Genomic DNA, 20,184 nt, shown 5'->3' with positions numbered 1-20,184 from the left:
GCCGTCGGAGTTTATGCCAGCCGGTTTGGATAAATAAATTGAGGATGGCTCAACGCGCAGAAGCGGAGAAAATGGTCATCAGCTTGTATGACGAAGCCAGCAAAAAAATCGTTTTTGAAATATTCCGGAGAAGCAAAATGAGTTTGGCTTCTCCGGAGCAGAATTTTAAAACGCTTCTTTCGACAGGGTCACTGTCTCAAGGAAATCATAGTCCAGAGTAACGCCGATACCTGCACCGTTTGACGGAACCGGCATAATGCCGTTTTCAGTTTCCAGCTTCTCACAGACAATATCCCGCTCGAAATAACGCGAGGAAGAGGATGTATCGCCCGGGCGCTTGAATTGTTCCAGCGTTGAGAGATGAATATTATGAGCGCGGCCAATGCCGGATTCCAGCATGCCGCCGCACCAGACCGGAACATCATGCGCCTGACAAATATCATGAATTTGGCGCGCATAGGCATGACCGCCGACACGACCGACCTTAATATTGATCACGCGGCCTGCATCAATGGCCAATGCTTTGCGGCAAAGTTCCGGTGTGCGGATACATTCATCCAGACAAATGGCTGTACGCATCATGGATTGCAGTTTTGCGTGATCCTGCAGGTCATCCCATGCTAAAGGTTGCTCAATATAATCCAGACCGAAATCATCGAACTGACGCAGCAGAGCGAGATCGGCCAGCGTATAGGCGCAGTTCGCATCAACGGTCAGGTGAATATCAGGGAAACGATTGCGCACTTTTTCCAGCAGCTTCAGATCATGACCCGGCATGACTTTCAGCTTAATGCGGCGATAGCCCTGCTGTACATGACGTTCAACATCCAGCAAGGATTCCGGAATTTCCTTAATGCCGAGAGAAACACCGACTTCAACTTCTTTGCGGGTGCCGCCAAGTGCATGGGACAGTGACAGGCCGAGCGATTTCGACCACAAATCCCAATAGGCCATTTCCACGCAGGCTTTTGCCATCTGGTGATCGCGCCAATGGCGCATCATCTGGCTCAGTTCATAAGGCGTTGAGAATTCCTTGCCGATAATCTGCGGAAGAAAAACGTCCCGCATCATCATCATGGATGACACCGTGGTTTCCGGCAGATAATCAGGCAGGGTGTCGCATACACCTTCCGCATAGCCTTCAATATTGCCGCTGCGCAGGATGAGCAGCGGGAAAGTCTTTTTCGTAGCCACGCCAGTAGAAATGCGAAACGGGTTGAGGAGTTTCAGCTCTACAAGACGTAATTCTGCGCTATCAATCCGGAGTTTCGGACGGAGTTGCGACGGGGCTTGGAACAACATGATTGATCTCTGTAATTTCTGTATGCGGGAAAACGGAAAGTGCCGGTGAGGCCGCAGCACAGACTGCGACCTCATAAAGATTAATTCCAGCTCATGTCGTAGAAACGCACGAACTCATCCGGTGTCGGTGTAAAGTTCAGGTCTTTTGCCATCACATAATTGGTTGTGTAGGTCCAGAGCGGTACCCAATAGGCCTGATCGGCGATCTGGCGCAGAGCCTTGCTGTAAAATTCTTTGCGCTTTTCCGGATCGGTGGTTGTGTCAGCCTGTTTGAGCGTTGCTGTCAGGTCGGCATTCTTGACATCATCAATGTCTGAACCGTCAAAGAATTTGGATGTCGAGGCAGAGGCATCAGCCACCGAGCCGGAGCCCCATGTGACAAAGCCCATCGGGATTTCACCCTTGAGCTGTTTATCTGCAAGCGCTGCATATTTCAGCATTTGCAGATCAACTTTTACGCCGACATTGCCCAACATCTGCGCCATAGCTTCGGTGGCTGCTTTATCACGATAGAAATACATCGTGGTGGTAAAGCCGTTTTCATAGCCTGCTTCTTTCAGCAGTTCTTTGGCCTTGGCCGGGTCAAAGTTGTAGGATGTCACATCCTGTTCGCAACCAAATTGCAGCGGGCTGCAGATGGAATTGATGATTTGCGAGGAGGGGGCGAAGAAAGCATCACGCACGGCTTTACGGTCAATCGCATGATTGATTGCCTGACGCACACGCAGATCTTTCAGCGGAGTGTCGGCGCTGGAGCGACCGGACACATCCATAGAAATGTAGCCGAAGCGTAGCGTTTCACCCTGAACAACGTTGAAACTGTCGCGTGTTTTGAGCTTCTGTGTGAGATCTTCAGGCACCTGCCAGATGAAATCCACGGAACCGGACATCATTTCCGCGATCTGTGTATTGGTATCCGGAATGCTGCGCACTTCCACATTTTTGATCTGCGGTTTCTGACGCGGACCGCCATCGTGATAGTCAGGGAAAGCTTTCAGCGTATAGCCGCTGCCCGGCTCGATTTTGTCCACCATGTAAGGGCCGGTGCCGACCGGATTTTTGGAGAAGCCTGCATCGCCGACTTCCTGATAATATTTTGCCGGATAAATCTGAATGGCGCTTTCAAGGAAATCGAGCGCGGCAGGGAATGGTGCTTTCAGATGTACGAGAACGGTCTGGTCATCAATCTTCTCGGCATTTTTGATCCATGCCACGGTGTTGGGCATAGCAACCGGAGTTTTCGGATCGGAGAAATGGTTCAGCGTGAACACAACATCATCCGCACCGAAAGCATCGCCGTTATGGAACTTTACGCCCTGACGCAGCTTGAATTCAAGGGTCAGATCATCAACCCATTTGAAGCTCTCAGCCAGATTGCCGACCCATTCACGGGTTTTCGGGTCGCGCTCAACCAGTGTGTCCCACACGGCATAACCGAAAATGGTGCTTTCGCGGGCTGAACTGAAATAGGTGTTCGGATTGTCCAGCTCTTTGGCAAAGGCAATATTGACGGTGTCATCTGACTTATCGGCCAATGCCGCACCGGATACGCCTAAACACAGGCTGGCGGTAACGGTGGCCAGAATTGCAAAATTTTTACGAAAGCTCATGTGTCGCTCCACTTCGACGCAAGGTTAAAAAGGGTCAGGCAGTTTTCTTTGTTGTTATCGGGTTGAAGGCTGCGGGCTTTTGCCCTCAGCAATATCGGCAAATATCCCTGCCATGCAGCGCAAGGCATCACGGCAAGTGCTTTTCAGCACATGTTCATCCGGCGCATGCTGTGAACAGGCGCGGTAGGAATGCGGCACCCAGACGGTTGGCAGGCCAAGTGTCTCCGAGAAACACTCATTAGGCAGCGAGCCGCCGAGATTAGGCAGAATATGCGGCGGACTGCCGGAGGTATCTGTCAGTGATTGCGCGACAAAGCGTGCCCACGGATGATCAGGATCAAGGCGTGTTGCGGTAAAATCATCATCCTCGCGGCGGGTGATTTTAACATCCGCATAACCGTGCTGATCGAGATGACGGCGCAGTGCCGGTATAATGTCGTGCGCATCAGTGCCGACAACATAACGCAGCTGGCAGGTTGCCCGTGCCTTGCCGGAGATGGCGTTAACCGGTGCCTCAGGCACGCCTGATGTCATGGCGAGAATGGCAAAGCTGTTCCAGCCATAGACGCGCTCGGCGGGGGTCAGATTGGCTTCGCCCCAGTCTTTATCGACGCTCGGGCCGGTTTCCATATTCACCGGCAGATCACGGAGTGCCGCGCGGATATTATCGGTCAGGCTGGTTGGCCGCCATTCCGGAATGCGGATCTGGCCGCGTTCATCGGTGATTGTCGCAAGCGCCTGTACGAGCCGCATCGCCGGATCGATAAGCAAGCCGCCCCAGTTGCCGGAATGATGCGCGCCATCGCGTTTTTCTACAATCAGATCAACAGTGACGGCGCCGCGTGCGCCCATGAAAACCGTGGCTCTGTCCGGTTGCAGTCGCGGGCCGTCGGAGGCAATCAGCACATCGGCAGCGAGTTCCTGTTTGTGTGATGCGCAGAAGGCTTGCAAACCCGGAGAGCCGTTTTCCTCAGCCATTTCCAGCAGAATAGTGGCGTTAAAGCCGAGCTTGCCATGCACGGCAATCAGGGCTTCAAGTGCAGCAATATTGATCAGATGCTGCACTTTATTATCGGCTGTACCGCGCCCGTACCAACGATCACCTTCTTCGGTCAAAACGAAGGGTGACAGGCCTTCGCGCCATTGCTCGGTCTGCGCATGGATGACATCGCCATGGCCATAGATCAGCACTGTAGGCAGCGCGGCGTCTTCTATGCGGCGAGCAATCATCAGTGGGCCGTCTTCCGCCACCGGATTGTCGTAAATTTTGATCTCAAATCCTGCGGCCTGCAAACGCGGCGTAATGGCCGTGTTCAGATAATCTGCCAGCACCGGTTTTCTCTCCGGTACCTGACTTTCTGTCGGATAACTCACCAAAGCAGCCAGTTCAGATTTCATCGTGCCACTGTCAAAATAGGTTTCGATCCGGCTGATGACAGTCTCACGCAAAGTCATGACTGTCCTCCTCGGTCACCGCATCACCCCATGGCGACATAATCTCGGTGCAGCCGGAGTTCAGATCACCTTCACGCATCACACCGGCAGGGCAGGCAAAGGCAAAAGGCCAGACGGTGCGGCGTGTGGTGACGGTTCTGGCGACTTTGTTCAGTTCCGCAATTGTATCCGCTGGCAGGCTGTCATCGGCGATAATGACATCGGCGGCAGACATATCGAGACGCGGCTGATGGAAAGCACCTTCAATATCCATGCCGGAATCGACGATGAAAGAGGAAAGCTGGGCAACGGCAGAGACAATCTTACGCCCGCCCGATGCACCAATGGCGAAGCGGCGCTCGCCTTGCTCACCAAGGGCAGGGCAGACATTCATCAGGCACTGCCGTCCCGGTTGCAGGGAGTTTGGTTTGCCCTGCACAGGGTCAAACCACATAATGCCGTTATTGAGCAAAAAGCCGGTGGAGGGCGAGACGACTTTTGAGCCGAACAATGACAGCAAAGTCTGTGTCATCGAGACCATATTTCCGTGGCGATCCACTACGGAAAAATGGGTTGTGCAGCCCGGTGCTTTTGGCACTTCACCGTCATCACCCATATTCTCCAGCCGCTGCTGATAGGCATGACGCAGCGCTTTGGCGTAGCCGGTATAGGCATGAGTGTCCGGCTGGCCTTTGCCGATTTCCGGCAGGGCTTCAAAGGCTTGTCTCATGGTCGGGCCGGCGGTCAGATGCGGTGTGACATAGAATGTCGCATCGCCGCGCTTAAAGCTGAGCGGGTCGGCAATGGTTGCTCGGTAATCACGCAGATCCTGCATGGATAATGAGCCGCCTTTTGCGCGGACATCTTTGACCAGTGCCTGTGCCAGATCGCCTTCATAGAATGTGCGATAGCCCTGTTCTGCCAGCTCGGTCAGGGAAGGTGCATAGCCGGACATATCAACGCGTTTGTCGGACAGGCTCGTCCAGCCATTGATCATCGGCCATTGGCCATCTTCCAAAAACAGTGCTGCGGCATCCGGATCTTTGGCCAGTTCGCGGGTTGCGCCTGCGATAACAAGCGCTGCGTACCAATCGACCGGCAGACCTTCTTTTGCGAGTTTAATTGCCGGAGCCAGCAGTTCCGCCCAAGGCATGGTGCCCCAACGTGCATGCGCCTGACCGATACCGTCAACCACACCCGGTACTGCAACGGCGGTTGCGCCCATGATATTGCGGTCATCGACCACAGCTTCCCACGGGAAAAGATCGGAGTTTTTACCGGCACCGGAGAGCGGATAATCGGCAGGGTTCAGCTCCACAGGTGCACGCATTGCATAGGTCACGGCATGGGCTTTGCCGGAAGCTGCATCCCAAACCATCATCGCGCCGCCACCGGCAGGGCCTGACATCCACGGCTCAAGCACACCAATGGCGAAAGAAACGGCCGTTGCGGCATCCATCGCATTGCCGCCTGCTGCAAGCACTGCCGCGCCGATTTGCGCTGCGCGGCTGTTTTGTGCTGCTACAACACCACCTTTAGTGCGGATGACATTCTTGCGAGTAACTTGTGTACGGGAAAGACTGGTTTGCATTTCAGTTCCTTAATCAGTTCAGGCAGGCAATGCAGTGGCATTGGTATAAAGGTGGCAGGCGACACAACCGCTGCCGCTTTCCTGCAAGACAGGGCGGGACTGATCGCAGGGGGTAAAGCGGTCAGGGCAGCGCGGATGGAAGGCGCAACCTGCAGGCGGATTGATCGGATTGGGATATTCTGTGCCGAGCTGTGTGTCCGGCACGCCGAGTTCCGGTTCCGGTGTCAGAACAGAATCCAGCAAAGCCCGTGAATAAGGATGGCGGGCATTGCGGAAAATGTCTTCAGTTTCGCGCTCTTCAACAATGCGTCCGAGATACATCACCGCAACCCGTGTCGCGAGATATTCAACAACCGCCAGATTGTGGCTGATGAACAGATAGGTCAGACCAAGCTCACGCTGCAGATCGCCCAACAAATTAAGGATTTGGCTCTGCACGGAAACATCGAGTGCCGATGTCGGTTCGTCACAAATGACAATTTCCGGCTTCATAATCAGCGCACGGGCAATAGCGACACGCTGGCGCTGGCCGCCGGACATCTGGTTCGGATAGGCGTTGAGCATACGCGAAGGCAGCCCGACGACATCCATGATTTCCTTTACCTTCTTTTCGCGCGATGCCTGATCGCCGACACTATGCACCACGAGCGGCGCCATAATGATCTGGCGGATAGTTTTGCGCGGATTGAGCGAGGAATAAGGGTCCTGAAAAATCGGCTGAATACGGCGCGACAATTCAAAACGATTTTGCTTGGTGATATCTTCGCCGTTAATTTCGACACGTCCACTGGTCGGCTTTTCCAATCCGAGCAGGATTTTAGCCAGCGTTGATTTTCCGCAACCGGATTCACCGACAAGGCCAAGAACCGAGCCGCGCTCTACCGTCAGCGAAACATCACTGACCGCTGCCAGCGGTTTTTTGCCGGAGAAAAAGCCCTGCCGCACCTGATAGACTTTGGACACATTGTGGAGTTGTAAAACTGGCTGGCTCATAGCAAAGCCTCCGCAGGCTGACGCATGCCGTTTGCATGGATGCACTGTAATTTATGATGAGCGGAGAGATCACGCTGCGGGATGGTGCCGGTGCAGGCTTCAATCGCCTCAGGGCAGCGGTCGCGGAAGATGCAGCCGGTATGACGACCGACCAGATTTGGCACAATACCCGGAATTGTTCCCAGCCGTTCTCCGCGTTTAATGCGCCCCGGTATTGGAATGCAATCCAGAAGCCCACGCGTATAAGGATGCGCAGGATTGCGGAAGATTTCGCTGACAGAACCTGCCTCAACCAGCTCACCGGCATACATCACAGCAACTTTGTCGGCGATGCGCGCAACGACGCCGAGATCATGGGTAATCAGGATCATCGCCATGCCCATTTTCTGCTGCAGGTCTTTGAGAAGACGTAAAATCTGAGCCTGAATGGTCACGTCCAGAGCGGTTGTCGGTTCATCAGCGATCAGCAATTCCGGCTCGCACATCAGCGCCATTGCAATCATGATACGCTGACGCAAACCACCGGAAAGCTGATGCGGATATTGGTTGAGACGGCTTTCTGCGGCGGTAATCCCGACCAGACGTAGCAAGTCGGCGGCGCGTTTCAGTGCTTCAGCTTTGTTGACAGATTTATGCAGACGCAATGCTTCTGCCAGCTGACTGCCGATCGTATAGGCAGGATTCAGGCTGGTCATCGGCTCCTGAAAAATCATCGCCATGCGGTTGCCGCGCAGCGCACGCATTTCCCGTGCTGTGGCTTTTTGCAGGTCAATGCCGTCAAAGCTCATTTCGGTCGCATTGCGCTGAATGCCCGGTGACAAAAGCCCCATAACAGCAAGCGAGGTCAGCGATTTACCGGAGCCACTTTCACCGACGATACAGAGCGTTTCACCCGGTTTAACCTCGAGATTGATATTGCGCACGGCATGAAGGGTGCCCGCGGCAGTGGGGATGTCCAGTGTCAGGCCCTGAACTTTAAGAATAGGAGCAGTCATTGGTTTTCCCCTCAGTTCCGTCCGCCCGGCGCGGTAATGTCGCGCAGGCCGTCGCCCATGAGATTGATCGCCAGTACGAGCACAAACAGCGCAACACCGGGGATCATCACAAGCCATGGCTCGAACAGCATCATGTCTTTGCCCTCGGAGATCATCAGACCCCAGCTGGCTGTCGGCGGCTGCACGCCAAGACCTAAGAAGGACAAGGCGGCTTCCAGCAAAATGGCATGCGCCATTTCCAGCGTGGCAACGACAATCAGATTGTTCATCAGATTAGGCAGGATTTCGGAGATCAGAATGCGCGGCGTGGATGTGCCGATGGCATAGGATGCCGCTACATATTCCCGTCGCGCGATCTGTAATGTTGATGCGCGCATGACGACCGCATAGCGGTCCCACAGTAACAGGCCGAGAACAGTGGCAACAACGGTCAGCGATCCGCCAAACAAGGCGACAACAGCCAGCGCGACCAGAACAACCGGCATTGCGAGGCGCACATTAATCAGGAATGTCACCACAGCATCAACACGGCCACCAAAATAACCGGCCGCAACGCCCATAGCTGTGCCGATAATGCCAGAGATCAGAGCTGCCGACAGGCCAATAAATAATGAAACGCGTGCACCGTGCAGCAAACGGGCGAGATAATCGCGACCAAGCTGGTCAGTTCCCAGAACGTGATCGGATTTACCACCTAAGAATTCCGGCGGCACCATACGGTTCAGCAGATCCTGCGTATAGGGATCATATTTGAGCAGCATCGGAGCAAAGATTGCAACCAGTGCAATCACTGCCACGATGATCGTGCCGATCATGAAACCGCTATGACCGAAAATACGGCGGCGCAGAATGGCAGACGGGGACGGTTCCAGAATTTGTTCTGCGGTCGGTATAGAAGAAAAAGTGGTCATGAGGTCCTCATGCGTGGATCAAGCCAGGCATTCATAATGTCGGCGAGCAGTGTGAAGACGATGTAAAACATGGAGAAAAGCAGGATCAGCGCCTGAACGGTCGGCAGATCATTACGGGTGATCGACTCCCATGCGAGCAGTCCGGCCCCTGGTAGAGCAAAGACGGATTCAACTACAATTGAACCGCCGAGCATGAAGCCCATCTGCACGGCTGACAGCGAGACAACAGGGATAATCGCATTGCGCAGCGCATGGGTGAACAGCACCCGCCATTCGGATGAGCCTTTGGCACGGGCGGTACGGATATAATCGGATGAGAGAACTTCCAGCATACCGGCGCGGGTGAGGCGCATAATTGCAGGCATGGCATAATAGCCGAGTACAATGGTTGGCAGAATAAAATGCTGCCATGTCTTGGCACCTGAAGCAGGCAGCCAGCCGAGATCAATGGAGAAAACCGAGATCAGTACAAGAGCAAACCAGAAACTCGGCATTGCCTGTCCGGCGACAGAAATAAACAGCGCCAGCTTGTCGGTCAGTGAGTTGGGACGTTTGGCAGCAAGCACGCCAAGGGGTACGGCTACGAGCAGCGCAAATACAATGGCGGTCAGGCCAAGGCGCATTGTCACGCCAAGCCGGCTGGAAATGAGATCTGCAACCGGAAGTTTGAAATAATAACTCTGGCCGAAATTGAAATGCGCGGCATTCCACAGCCAGTCCGCATATTGCAGCAGCATCGGGCGGTCAAAGCCGTAAAATTCGCGGATTGTCTGAATGTCCTGCGCACTCGCGCCTTCTCCGGCGATGGCAGTCGCAGGGTCGCCGCTCAGGTAAAGCAGACAGAAACTGATAAAAGACACGGTCAGCGCAACCAGTAAGGCAAGGCCGAGCCGCTTGAGGATGAAACCAAGCAAGTTTTGCTCCGTCAAAATCGTTTTAGGATATGAGGGGGGTGGCCGGAGGTGACAGTGCAGAACGCATCAGCTGGGTACTGCCGGATTTCACCTGTTAACGGATTGCCGGCTTACGCGTCATCAAAGCGGAATGATGCAGACGCGATACCGTGCAAACCGGAAATATTCTTCAGCCGTTTACTGCCAAAGCTGAATTAAAAAATATCGGCTACCGGCTTATTTGGCGTGCTGAAAACCACGGCAAAGATTTTTTGATTTTTCATTGGCATTCCCCTTTTGTATTGTATTGCAATACTTGTGATCGCATGTTAATATCGAACCATAGTTTTCCCTTCTGCGTCAAGAGTTTTTTGCGACTGGAGTGTGCCCCATTGAGTGAAAGCGAAAGAAATCCCTTAATTATCAGTTCACTAATAAAAGCGATGACCCTGTTGAAAGCCTTCGGGGAGGGAAATGCTGTTTTGGGTATTTCTGATCTTGTGCGCATAACGGGCATTGAGAAAAGCAGCGTACAGCGCATCCTCGCCACGCTCTATGCGGAAGGCATGCTGAACCGTGATAATCATAGCCGCCGTTACCGGCTATCAAATCAATGGCTGCATATGGCCTATGCCCATTACATCGCAGAGCCGCTGACATCGCAGGTTATGCCGCGTCTTTTCGCCTTGCAGCAGCAAATCGGGCAGTCGTTCAATCTGGCAGAAATATGTGACACATCAATTATTTACTCGGTGCGCCTTCCGGTGCAGCGCACCAATTTTGAAGGTACATTGGTCGGGCGTACCCATCCGGCGCTGAACACTTCTGGTGGCCGTGCCATTCTCTCCACATGGGATGCGGCTGCACGTCAAGATGCTGTAAAAAACTGGCCGATGACGGAATATACACCGCGCACAACAGTTGACCGCGGGGAAATTTCAGAGCTTGTTGAACAGGCGCGACAGGATGGTTTTGCTGTCTCTGTTGAGGAAATCCTGCTCAATGAAATCGGTATCGCGGCACCGATTAAGTCGTCCAGCGGTAAAGCGCGTGCAGCCATTCACTGTTCTGTTTCGATGGCTGACTGGTCGGTTGATCGTGTCCGCAAAGAAATCGCGCCATTACTGGTCGATACAGCACGAACATTTTTTGACCCGCGGGCAGAAGAATAGTCTGCCGCATATTTGAGCTGCATAGCTATATGATGCATATGAAAACGGGGCCGTCAGACCCCGCTTTCTTATTCAGGAAGGACATCTTCCAGCCCTTTGGTCAGTTCCAGTGCCTGCCGTTCAAACAACCGGCGGTAAATGCCGCCCGGTTTGCGGATAAGCGCATCATGATCGCCTTCCTCAAGGACCTTGCCCTTGTCAAAGACCAGCAATCTGTCCAGTGCACGCACCGTTGAAAGCCGGTGTGCAATGACCAGTGTTGTACGGCCAATCATCAACCGTTCCATTGCCTGCTGGATCAGCACTTCCGATTCTGAGTCGAGGCTGGAGGTTGCCTCATCCAGAATAAGGATCGGTGCATTGGCCAGAAACGCACGGGCAATCGCCACACGTTGACGCTCACCGCCGGAGAGTTTCACACCACGCTCACCAACAAGGGTCGCATAGCCTTTTGGCAGACGGCTGATGAAGTCATGGGCGCTTGCAAGACGTGCTGCTTCCTCAACTTCCGCCTGTGTCGCACCGGGGCGGGCATAGGCGATATTCTCGGCCAGTGTCCGGTGAAACAGGATTGGTTCCTGCTGCACAATGGCGATCTGCGAACGCAGCGATGCCTGCGTGACATGAGCAATATTCTGCCCATCAATCTTAATGGCACCGCCGCTGACATCATAGAGACGCTGGATCAGCTTGACGAAAGTCGTCTTACCTGAGCCGGAATGGCCAACCAGACCAACCCGTTCACCGGCTTCAATCTTCACCGAGAAATCGCGGTAGAGTGCTGCTTCATGATTGCCGTAATGAAACGTCACCTTGTCAAAGCGGATTTCACCATTGCTGATCTGAATGGCCGGTGCATTCGGCTTGTCGGCAATGCCGTAAGGCTCTGCCTCAATCTGCACCAGCTCCTCCATATCATTCACCGAGCGTTGCAGATTGCGGATATGCATGCCGACATCACGCAAATAACCCTGCAGCATGAAGAATGCTGTCAGAACAAAGGTGATATCACCGGCCGTTGCTTTGCCCTGACTCCACAAGTAAAGCGCAAAAGCAATGACAACACCACGCATAATCAGCAGATTAGCCCCCTGAATGAAACCGTTCAGAGTTCCGATCAGCCATGTGCGGCGTGTACGGCTGCGCCATTTGGTGACAACTTTTGCAAGTCGTGCATCCTCACGCTTTTCAGCACCAAAGGCTTTCACAACAGCATTGCACGAAATGGCATCGGCCAGCGCGCCGCCCATGCGTGTATCCCAGCTATTAGCCAGTGTTGCCGCAGGCGCGACAAAACCGAGCGAAATCACGATCGTGCAAACAATGAACAGCACTGAGCCGATTGCAACCAGTACACCCATGAGCGGCCAGTACCAGGCCAACAGTGCGACCGAACCGACCAGCATCAGCAGTGATGGCAGCAATGCAATAATCAGCGTATCGTTCAGCAGATCCATTGCCCACATTGCACGCGAGACTTTGCGCACAGTTGATCCGGCAAAGGCATTGGCATGCCAGTCGGTGGAGAAGCGCTGCAATTTACGGAACGAACTGGCCGCCATGTCGCTCATGATTTTCAGCGTGAAATCGGTGATGACATAGAAGGTCAGCTGACGTGTAATCAGTGCCAGTGCGCCAAGCGCCAGCAGAACGATGAGTGCCTCAACTGCGGCAGACCATGCGCTGTCGCCGCTCAGCGAAAGCGCGTCAACCAGCCGACCGGAATAGAGTGGCGTCAGAACATCTGCGGCTGTTGCAAGCAGCATACCGATTATCATCAGTGTCAGCCGCAGAGGCTGACTTCGCCAGTGGCCGAAAGTGTAGCCGAGGACATTGCGGAAGGCAGGCCCACGGAAATTTATGCGAAACCGGGTCATATGAATCATACCAGCCCGCGCAGAGTCGGATTCTGGTCCTTTAAAAACATTTTCAGCAAAAGTGCGAAGCGGCTTTGCAGGGAAATCAGTTCACCGGATTGATTTCTGACCCTGCTTCGATGCATCGGACAATGCTTGAAAACGAAGACAAAACAAACAACAGCTGAGTGTTGCGGCAAAAAAAGAAGAGTTTTAGAAAAACGCCCTTTCAGGGAGGGCGGACAGGCCTTGGCCTGTAGCACGGGCCAAAGACTTAAAGTCTGGGAGCACCCGCGCGAACACCGGGCACCGACGGAAATGGATAGACACGCATCTCATACCTCTTGCCAGTGTTTCAGATATTGGCACAATAAATGAGCAATCGGTTTTGCCAAGTGCAAAAATGTAAAATTTGTTTCACAAAGTCCTGAGTGTGGCAAAAAAGTTCTTTTTTAAATTTCAGCAGATTTTGCCACACACAGGGTCTAAATATTTTCAGAATGCCGGAAATAACCGGTCAGGTTGTAATAAAACTGTCAGGGCTGGCTGAGAAGCATGGAGATGCCCTGACCGACACCCACACACATGGTTGCCAGAGCGTGCTTTGTACCTCGTGCGTGCAGTTCAATAGCAGAAGTTAAAGCCAGCCTTGCACCGGACATGCCCAGCGGATGACCAAGCGCGATTGCCCCGCCATTCGGATTGACATGCGCTGCATCATCATCCAGCCCGAGCTGGCGCATACAGGCCAGAGCCTGTGCGGCAAAAGCCTCATTCAGCTCAACCAAACCGATATCGGCCATGTTCAGGCCGTGCCGATACAGCAGTTTTTGCGTGGCAGGCACAGGGCCGATGCCCATAATGCGTGGTGCAACACCGGCGGTCGCCATGCCGCTGATCCGTGCCAGCGGTGTCAGGTCGTAGCGCTCAACCGCTTGCTTGGAGGCGATAATAAGTGCTGCGGCACCGTCATTTACGCTTGAGGCATTGCCTGCGGTGATCGTGCCGCCACGGCGAAACGGCGTATCAAGCGCGGCCAGTTTTTCCAGGGAAGTTTCACGCGGCTGCTCATCCTGAGCAACAATCGTGCTGGTGCCTTTGCGCCCTGCAATTGTGTAAGGTGCAATTTCCTGTGCCAGACGCCCGCTTTGCATGGCTGCTGCCGCACGTTGCTGGCTGCGCAATGCGAATGCATCCTGATCTGCGCGACTGATATTATAATCAGCGCTGAGGTTTTCTGCGGTTTCCGGCATGGATTCACTGCCGTAATTTTTGTCGAGCTGCGGATTGATAAAACGCCAGCCGATAGTCGTGTCATAGACCGCATTCTGCCGTTGAAACGCGGCATCGGCCTTGGGCATTACGAATGGCGCACGCGACATGCTCTCAACACCACCGGCGATGATAATTTCGACCTCGCCGAGTTTAACGGCGCGCGCCGCATAGCCCACGGCATCAAGACCGGAGCCGCAAAGACGGTTAATCGTTGTTGCAGGTACCGTTTCACCAAGACCGGACAGCAAGACTGCCATCCGTGCGACATTGCGGTTGTCCTCACCAGCCTGATTGGCGCAGCCGAATACCACTTCATCAATCATCTCTGCGCTCAAAGACGGGTAACGCGCGAGCGCCTCACGGATAGTATGCGCTGCCATATCGTCAGGCCGCACCGATGAGAGTGCACCGCCATAACGGCCGATTGGCGTGCGCACACCGCCGATAATATAGGCTTCGCTCATATTAGTGTTCCTTATGGTTTTGTGCAGCAAACATCGGCCCGCCTTTATGCGCGGGAAAGCCATAACCGTTAATCAGCACCAGATCGATATCGCTGCTGCGCGCTGCAATACCCTCGCGCAACAGTTGTTCACCTTCATTGGCCATTGCCTTTAAAAGTTGACGGATGATTTCATCCGGCGTGAAGGAGCGCGGCGTAATGTTTTTCTCAAGCCGTGCCGCTTCGATAATCGCGGTCACATCCGGATCGGTCTGTCGCTTGCCGTCGGCATACATATACCAGCCTTTACCGCTTTTTTGTCCGAAACGGCCTGCCTCGCAAAGACGGTCGGGAATGTTACAGTAGGGCTCATCAGGGTTGCGCGTTGCCGCCTGACGCTTGCGTTTTGCCCAGGCAATCTCCAGTCCCGCCATATCGCAGACCGCAAACAGCCCCATGGGAAAGCCGTAATGCTCCAGCGCCGCATCAATCTCATGCGACCATGCGCCTTGCTCGAGTATGAACTCGGCCTCGCGGCGATAGGCAGAGAAAATCCGGTTGCCGATAAAGCCTTCACAAACGCCGCAGACAATGGCCAGCTTGTTCAGTTTTTTGGCAAGTTCAAGCGTGGTTGTCAGGACATCGGGCGCTGTTTCTGCACAATTGACCACTTCCAGCAGCCGCATAATATGCGCCGGTGAGAAGAAATGCATGCCGATAACCCGTGACGGATTGCTGATCTTAAGTGCTAATTCATCGGGATTGAGATAGCTGGTATTGGTGGCAACAATAGCATCGTCACGCAAAACGCCGGACAAACGGCGAAACAACTCTGATTTAACATCAAAATCATCAAACACCGCTTCAATCACCAGATCAGCACCGGCAAGCGCGCTGAGATCAGCACTGACTGTGCAATTGGCACGCTGCTGTTCCAGCGCCTGTTCACTGAGGCGACCGGACTGAAACTGCTTGTCCAGCAGTGCTGTGATGCGGGCAAGACCGGCATCTGCCGCTTCCTGTGTCGGCTCATAGCCGATAATTTGATAGCCAGCGGCAAGGGCCGCAACCGCAATTGCCGAGCCCATCATACCGGTGCCGGCGATGCCGATTGTAGCAACCGGCCGTGGCACTGTACCGGCAGGCAGATCATGCTTTCCGGCTTCGCGTTCGGCGAAAAACACATGCCGCAAGGCTTTAGCTTCATCGCTTTCACGAAGGCGCAGAAATGTGGCGCGTTCTTCAGCCAAAGCCTGCTGGACAGGCAATGTTGCCGCCAGTGATACCAGACGCACCGCCTCGGAAGGGGCGAGACGCCCGCGCGCTTTGGCAAGAATTTTTACCGTTGTCTGTTCAGTGTTTGCAGGTTGAACAGACAAGGCCAATGTACGGCGGGGTTCTTTGCCCGTATGGTGCTGCGCTGCCTTTTGTGCGGCGGCAGTCAGGTTCTCAGCTGTTGTGATTTCATCAATCAGGCCATTCTGCAGTGCTTCCTGTGCGGAAATAGTTTTGCCTGATGCGATCATATCGATTGCAACAACAAGGCCGGTCAGCCGTGGCAGACGCTGGGTGCCGCCCGCACCCGGCACAAGCCCGAGTTTCACTTCCGGCAGGCCGAACTTGGCTTTCTCAACAGCCAGCCGGTAATGGCAAGCGAGGATAATCTCGCATCCGCCGCCAAGGGCTGCACCATTAATGACGGCAATCACCGGCTTAGCGGATGCTTCAATCCGTGCTGTCACCTGCGGCAAAGTCGGATCGCTCGGCGGCAGATCAAATTCTTTGATATCCGCACCGGCGGCAAAGAATTTGCCTTCACCGCGCAAAGTGAGGGCACGGATCTCGGCAGACTTCTCTGCCAAAGCCAGCGCTTGCATCAATCCTTCGCGGATGGCGGCTGAAATCGCATTCACCGGCGGATTTGACAGTGTGAGATGCAACACACCATCCTGCACCACACCGGTAACGGCAGATGAAAAACTGATCGGCTGCTGCGTGTCAGAAGGGCTGTGCATCATATGTCCTGTCCGGATTTTCAGTCGCTTACTCAGGCAATTACTTTAGTCGGGCACAACAGCTGTGGCCTGAATCTCGATCTTGGCACGATCTTCAATCAATCCTGCAACTTGCATTGCTGCCATTGCCGGAAAATGCTTGCCGATAACATCGCGATAGGCCTGACCAAGACCGCGCATATTGGCTTTGTATTCCTGCTTGTCGGTGAAATACCAGGTCATGCTGGTAATATGTTCCGGCCCTGCACCATCCACAGCAAGAATGGCGACAATGTTTTTCAGGGTCTGGTGAACCTGTTCAACAAAATCATCGGTTTCGAATTCACATTGTTCATTCCAGCCGATCTGCCCACCGATAAAAATGGTGCGTCCGCGTGCCGAGATGCCGTTGGAATAGCCGATCGGGGCAACCCAGTTATCCGGCTGTAAAATCTTATGCATGAACTGTCTCCAGATGATTGAGAAGCGCGGCGCGGATATCATCGGGCCATGCGCGGGCTTTATGAGTTGTGCTTGAAGTGGCGACGAGCTTGTGTTTCGCGGTCCATAACAGAACGCCATTGGCGCGCACTTCATGGTCGAGCGAGAGCGAACTGCCACCAACCGCAGTGACTTTGAGCGTGAAGTCCAGCTGGTCAGCATGGAAGCCAGGTTTTACAAAAGTCAGATCAAGCCGCACGGTTGGTGTTGCGATCTGCCGGTCATGATTGAGGCTTTTCCAGTCGGCTCCGATTGAGGCGAAGAAGTCCTCCAGAACCCCGATCAGAATATTAAGATAAGACGGGAAATAAGCGATGCCCGAAGGATCACAATCGCCGAACCGCAAAGGTCTTGTGGTGTGAAAAGCCATGATCCGCCCTTTAAACCGTTTTCAGCAATTCGCGGGCGATAATCAGTTTCTGAACCTCTGTTGCCCCTTCATAAATGCGCAGGCTACGGATTTCCCGATAGAGTTTTTCGGTAATTGCTCCGCTTTGCACACCGCGTCCGCCAAACATCTGCAAAGCGCGGTCAATAATCATCTGGGCGGATTCCGTTGCCGCCATTTTAGCCATTGCCGCCTGCTGGGTGGTTGGCAGTTTCTGCACATCGCGACGCCATGCGGCGCGGTAGGTCAGCAGGGTTGCGGCCTCCAGTTCTGTCGCCATATCGCCAAGTGCGGCCTGTGTCAGTTGCAGATCGCTGAGTGTTGCGCCAAATATCTGCCGTTTACGCGCATGGTTGAGCGCCTCATCCAAGGCGCGGCGGGCAAAGCCAAGGGCGGCGGCTGCCACGGAAGCACGGAAAATATCCAGCGTGCGCATGGCAATTTTAAAACCTTCGCCGCCTGCACCCAAACGCCGTGAAGCGGGGATACGGCAATTCTCAAAACGGATTGTAGCGAGCGGATGCGGTGCGATCACTTCAAGCCGCTCGGCAATGGAAAAGCCCGGATCAGTGGCATAGACCACAAAGGCCGAGATGCCGCGTGTGCCCGCAGCCTCACCTGTGCGGGCAAAGACGGTGTAAACATCGGCGATGCCGCCATTGGAAATCCAGGTTTTCTCGCCATTGAGAATATAATCATCGCCGTCCTGTGTTGCGGCGCATTGCATGGCGGCGACATCGGAACCGGCCTCTTTCTCCGACAGGGCAAAGGCCGACAACCACTCGCCGGAAGAGATTTTCGGCAGGATATGCTGTTTGAGTTCATCAGAACCGGTCAGACCGATCGCACCGGTGCCCAGCCCCTGCATGGCAAAGGCAAAATCCGCCAGCCCGTCATGCCATGCCAGTGTTTCGCGCGCCAGACAGACCGAGCGGGAGTCAATCTCGGTCTTGCCGCTGTTACCGGTGACACTATCGAGAAGTCCTGCTTGCCCAAGCAGTTTCACCAGTTTACGGCAGGCAGCATCGGTGTCGTGATGATCGATGTTTTTCAAAACACCGGATGCGGCAAATTCCTTGAGCTTTTGAGCAAAATCACGCTGCTGCTGCTCGAAAAACGGCAGTTCCAGATGTTCATGAACGGGGGTTTCGCGGCAGGCTGTATCTGACATGTTCAGTTCCCTTCAAATTCAGGGCGGCGTTTGGCGGCAAAGGCTTCAAATGCGCGGCGGAAATCCTGTGTCGCCATGCAAATGGCTTGCGCCTGCGCTTCCGATTCAATCATTTCGTCAATGCCCATTGCCCATTCCTGAGCCAGCATGGTTTTGGTAATGCCATGTGCAAAATAAGGGCCGTCAGCGAGGGTTTTGGCGAGTTTTTGTGCCTCTGCCAGCAGGTTTTCACCATCATGCAGATGGTTGTAGAAACCCCAGTCTTTGCCTTCGGTGGCCGACATGAAACGGCCGGTATAAAGCAGCTCCGCCGCACGCCCCTGACCGATAATGCGGGGCAGGATTCCACAGGCACCCATATCCGCACCGGCAAGACCGACACGGGTAAACAGGAATGCGGTTTTCGCCTCATGGGTGGCAAGGCGTAAATCGGAGGCCATTGCGAGAATGGCACCGGCACCGGCGCAAATACCGTCCACAGCCGCAATCACGGGCTGCGGACATTTGCGCATGGCCTTTACCACATCACCGGTCATGCGTGTGAAGGCCAGCAGTTCCGGCATTGGCATTTTCGTCAAAGGCTCGATGATCTCGAAGACATCACCGCCGGAAGAGAAATTACCGCCCGCTCCGGTCACCACTACGGCACGAATATCCGATGCATAGGCCAAATCGCGGAACAGATCACGCAGCTCCGCATAGCTTTCAAAGGTCAGCGGGTTTTTACGATCAGGGCGGTTGAGCGTGAGGGTGGCAACGCGCCCGTCTTCGCTCACCTCCCACAGAAAATGCTGTGCCTGATAGTTCTTAAAAGCTTTCAGATGACTGTTCATGCTGATGGTTTGTTCGCTCATCCTGCCAATACCTCGCCACCGGCAACTGCAATTGCCTGTCCGTTGATTGAGGCGGCATCAGGGGATGCCAGCCATAAGACTGTGTGTGCCACTTCCTCCGGTTTAATCAGCCGGTTTTGCGGATTGGCTTTTACAAAATGCGCCAGCGCTTCTTCTTCAGAGCGTCCGGTTTTCTGCATGATCTGTGCAATGGCTTCACGGATAATCGGTGTATCGGTAAAACCCGGACACACGGCATTGACGGTAATGCCCTTTGTTGCGAGCTCCAGCGCCAAAGCACGGGTGAGGCCGATTACACCATGTTTTGCTGCGCAATAGGCCGAGACATAGGCATAGCCGGTCAGCCCTGCCGTGGACGCGATATTGATAATACGCGCATTTGTGCCATAGGTTTTCAGATCCGGCAGCACAGCCTGTGTCACCTGAAAAACACCGGTCAGATCAACCGCAAGCACCTGCGACCACATCTCAAGACTGGTTTTTTCAAAGGGTGCGGAAGGCGCTTCACCGGCATTATTGACGAGAATACTCACCGGCCCGAAAGCCGTTTGTGCCGCCTGCAAACCTGTGCTGATCGCCTGCGCATTCGTCACGTCAAAACCGCTGGCGACAAAACAGGCTTTGCGTCCCGCAGCCTGATCGAGCTCTGCGGCCAGTGCCGCCAGAGGCTCATGACGCCTGCCGGACAAAGTGACATTGGCACCGGACAAAGCAAAGTCACGGGCAATTGCCGCACCGATACCGCTGCCTGCGCCGGTGATTAAAACATGTCTGCCGTGGAATTTATTATTGCTCATATCCG

General features: G+C 54.2%; 17 protein-coding genes. 1 reads left to right on the top strand and 16 read right to left on the bottom strand.

The window, feature by feature from the left end:
- Positions 1-165 precede the first annotated feature (165 nt).
- From menC to BKD14_RS13350, 8 genes are all read right to left on the bottom strand, one after another.
- Positions 166-1,302: an o-succinylbenzoate synthase gene (gene menC, locus BKD14_RS13385; protein WP_075656761.1), complete on the bottom strand. Its 1,137-nt coding sequence runs from the start codon at positions 1,300-1,302 to the stop codon at positions 166-168.
- 80 nt (positions 1,303-1,382) lie between these two features.
- Positions 1,383-2,912 (bottom strand): ABC transporter substrate-binding protein, encoded by a 1,530-nt coding sequence (locus tag BKD14_RS13380; protein WP_075656759.1) that lies wholly within the window; start codon positions 2,910-2,912, stop codon positions 1,383-1,385.
- 54 nt (positions 2,913-2,966) lie between these two features.
- Entirely contained in the window at positions 2,967-4,367 is a 1,401-nt protein-coding gene (locus tag BKD14_RS13375) for a M20 family metallopeptidase (protein WP_075656757.1), read from the bottom strand.
- Positions 4,354-5,937, bottom strand: coding sequence for a gamma-glutamyltransferase (locus BKD14_RS13370; RefSeq protein ID WP_075656755.1), 1,584 nt, complete (start codon positions 5,935-5,937; stop codon positions 4,354-4,356). Before BKD14_RS13370 ends, BKD14_RS13375 begins: the two co-directional genes overlap by 14 nt.
- Before the next feature lie 18 nt (positions 5,938-5,955).
- The gene (locus tag BKD14_RS13365) at positions 5,956-6,930 is read right to left on the bottom strand and encodes an oligopeptide/dipeptide ABC transporter ATP-binding protein (protein ID WP_075656753.1); all 975 of its coding nucleotides are present in this window, start codon (positions 6,928-6,930) and stop codon (positions 5,956-5,958) included.
- Positions 6,927-7,925 carry an ABC transporter ATP-binding protein gene (locus tag BKD14_RS13360; protein WP_075656751.1) on the bottom strand — a complete coding sequence of 333 codons (999 nt, stop codon included), beginning with the start codon at positions 7,923-7,925 and terminating at the stop codon, positions 6,927-6,929. The genes BKD14_RS13365 and BKD14_RS13360 overlap by 4 nt, the downstream gene beginning before the upstream one ends.
- An 11-nt stretch (positions 7,926-7,936) precedes the next feature.
- A complete protein-coding gene (locus BKD14_RS13355) occupies positions 7,937-8,836 on the bottom strand; it encodes an ABC transporter permease (protein WP_022709576.1) in 900 nt (299 codons plus the stop codon).
- Positions 8,833-9,750, bottom strand: a complete 918-nt coding sequence (locus tag BKD14_RS13350) for an ABC transporter permease (protein ID WP_075656749.1) — start codon at positions 9,748-9,750, stop codon at positions 8,833-8,835. The genes BKD14_RS13355 and BKD14_RS13350 overlap by 4 nt, the downstream gene beginning before the upstream one ends.
- 305 nt (positions 9,751-10,055) lie before the next feature.
- Between BKD14_RS13350 and BKD14_RS13345 the strand changes: the two genes are divergently transcribed.
- On the top strand, positions 10,056-10,901 hold the full coding sequence (locus BKD14_RS13345; protein ID WP_139316421.1) for an IclR family transcriptional regulator C-terminal domain-containing protein: 846 nt from the start codon (positions 10,056-10,058) through the stop codon (positions 10,899-10,901).
- 68 nt (positions 10,902-10,969) lie between these two features.
- On the opposite strand, the gene BKD14_RS13340 is transcribed toward BKD14_RS13345, so the two are convergent.
- The 8 genes from BKD14_RS13340 to BKD14_RS13305 form a co-directional block, all read right to left on the bottom strand.
- Positions 10,970-12,778 (bottom strand): ABC transporter ATP-binding protein, encoded by a 1,809-nt coding sequence (locus BKD14_RS13340; protein WP_028233289.1) that lies wholly within the window; start codon positions 12,776-12,778, stop codon positions 10,970-10,972.
- Between the two features lie 515 nt (positions 12,779-13,293).
- Complete coding sequence (gene pcaF, locus BKD14_RS13335; RefSeq protein WP_075656746.1) at positions 13,294-14,496, bottom strand: 3-oxoadipyl-CoA thiolase; 1,203 nt, start codon at positions 14,494-14,496, stop codon at positions 13,294-13,296.
- A gap of 1 nt (position 14,497) precedes the next feature.
- Entirely contained in the window at positions 14,498-16,492 is a 1,995-nt protein-coding gene (locus BKD14_RS13330; protein WP_245293643.1) for a 3-hydroxyacyl-CoA dehydrogenase NAD-binding domain-containing protein, read from the bottom strand.
- A gap of 42 nt (positions 16,493-16,534) precedes the next feature.
- Positions 16,535-16,930 carry a RidA family protein gene (locus BKD14_RS13325; protein ID WP_022709570.1) on the bottom strand — a complete coding sequence of 132 codons (396 nt, stop codon included), beginning with the start codon at positions 16,928-16,930 and terminating at the stop codon, positions 16,535-16,537.
- On the bottom strand, positions 16,923-17,339 hold the full coding sequence (locus BKD14_RS13320) for a thioesterase family protein (protein ID WP_075656744.1): 417 nt from the start codon (positions 17,337-17,339) through the stop codon (positions 16,923-16,925). Before BKD14_RS13320 ends, BKD14_RS13325 begins: the two co-directional genes overlap by 8 nt.
- 10 nt (positions 17,340-17,349) lie before the next feature.
- Positions 17,350-18,528 (bottom strand): acyl-CoA dehydrogenase family protein, encoded by a 1,179-nt coding sequence (locus BKD14_RS13315; RefSeq protein ID WP_075656742.1) that lies wholly within the window; start codon positions 18,526-18,528, stop codon positions 17,350-17,352.
- A 2-nt stretch (positions 18,529-18,530) separates the two neighbouring features.
- Positions 18,531-19,382, bottom strand: coding sequence for an enoyl-CoA hydratase family protein (locus BKD14_RS13310; RefSeq protein ID WP_022709567.1), 852 nt, complete (start codon positions 19,380-19,382; stop codon positions 18,531-18,533).
- A complete protein-coding gene (locus tag BKD14_RS13305) occupies positions 19,379-20,179 on the bottom strand; it encodes an SDR family NAD(P)-dependent oxidoreductase (protein WP_075656740.1) in 801 nt (266 codons plus the stop codon). Before BKD14_RS13305 ends, BKD14_RS13310 begins: the two co-directional genes overlap by 4 nt.
- Positions 20,180-20,184 lie beyond the last annotated feature (5 nt).

This window comes from Pseudochrobactrum sp. B5, assembly GCF_001939785.1.
GTDB classification, from domain to species: Bacteria; Pseudomonadota; Alphaproteobacteria; order Rhizobiales; family Rhizobiaceae; genus Pseudochrobactrum; species Pseudochrobactrum saccharolyticum.
Note: the sequence above shows the minus strand (reverse complement) of the source record. Positions and strands in the feature narration are given on the sequence as shown.

Excerpts from the sequence above, each read along its gene's own strand:
- menC (WP_075656761.1), bottom strand. The coding sequence starts at position 1,302 with ATGTTGTTCCAAGCCCCGTCGCAACTCCGTCCGAAACTCCGGATTGAT.
- BKD14_RS13375 (WP_075656757.1), bottom strand. The coding sequence starts at position 4,367 with ATGACTTTGCGTGAGACTGTCATCAGCCGGATCGAAACCTATTTTGAC.
- BKD14_RS13325 (WP_022709570.1), bottom strand. The coding sequence starts at position 16,930 with ATGCATAAGATTTTACAGCCGGATAACTGGGTTGCCCCGATCGGCTAT.
- BKD14_RS13360 (WP_075656751.1), bottom strand. The coding sequence starts at position 7,925 with ATGACTGCTCCTATTCTTAAAGTTCAGGGCCTGACACTGGACATCCCC.
- BKD14_RS13320 (WP_075656744.1), bottom strand. The coding sequence starts at position 17,339 with ATGGCTTTTCACACCACAAGACCTTTGCGGTTCGGCGATTGTGATCCT.
- BKD14_RS13365 (WP_075656753.1), bottom strand. The coding sequence starts at position 6,930 with ATGAGCCAGCCAGTTTTACAACTCCACAATGTGTCCAAAGTCTATCAG.
- pcaF (WP_075656746.1), bottom strand. The coding sequence starts at position 14,496 with ATGAGCGAAGCCTATATTATCGGCGGTGTGCGCACGCCAATCGGCCGT.
- BKD14_RS13380 (WP_075656759.1), bottom strand. The coding sequence starts at position 2,912 with ATGAGCTTTCGTAAAAATTTTGCAATTCTGGCCACCGTTACCGCCAGC.
- BKD14_RS13330 (WP_245293643.1), bottom strand. The coding sequence starts at position 16,492 with ATGATGCACAGCCCTTCTGACACGCAGCAGCCGATCAGTTTTTCATCT.
- BKD14_RS13340 (WP_028233289.1), bottom strand. The coding sequence starts at position 12,778 with ATGACCCGGTTTCGCATAAATTTCCGTGGGCCTGCCTTCCGCAATGTC.
- BKD14_RS13370 (WP_075656755.1), bottom strand. The coding sequence starts at position 5,937 with ATGCAAACCAGTCTTTCCCGTACACAAGTTACTCGCAAGAATGTCATC.
- BKD14_RS13345 (WP_139316421.1), top strand. The coding sequence starts at position 10,056 with ATGTTAATATCGAACCATAGTTTTCCCTTCTGCGTCAAGAGTTTTTTG.
- BKD14_RS13315 (WP_075656742.1), bottom strand. The coding sequence starts at position 18,528 with ATGTCAGATACAGCCTGCCGCGAAACCCCCGTTCATGAACATCTGGAA.
- BKD14_RS13355 (WP_022709576.1), bottom strand. The coding sequence starts at position 8,836 with ATGACCACTTTTTCTTCTATACCGACCGCAGAACAAATTCTGGAACCG.
- BKD14_RS13310 (WP_022709567.1), bottom strand. The coding sequence starts at position 19,382 with ATGAGCGAACAAACCATCAGCATGAACAGTCATCTGAAAGCTTTTAAG.
- BKD14_RS13305 (WP_075656740.1), bottom strand. The coding sequence starts at position 20,179 with ATGAGCAATAATAAATTCCACGGCAGACATGTTTTAATCACCGGCGCA.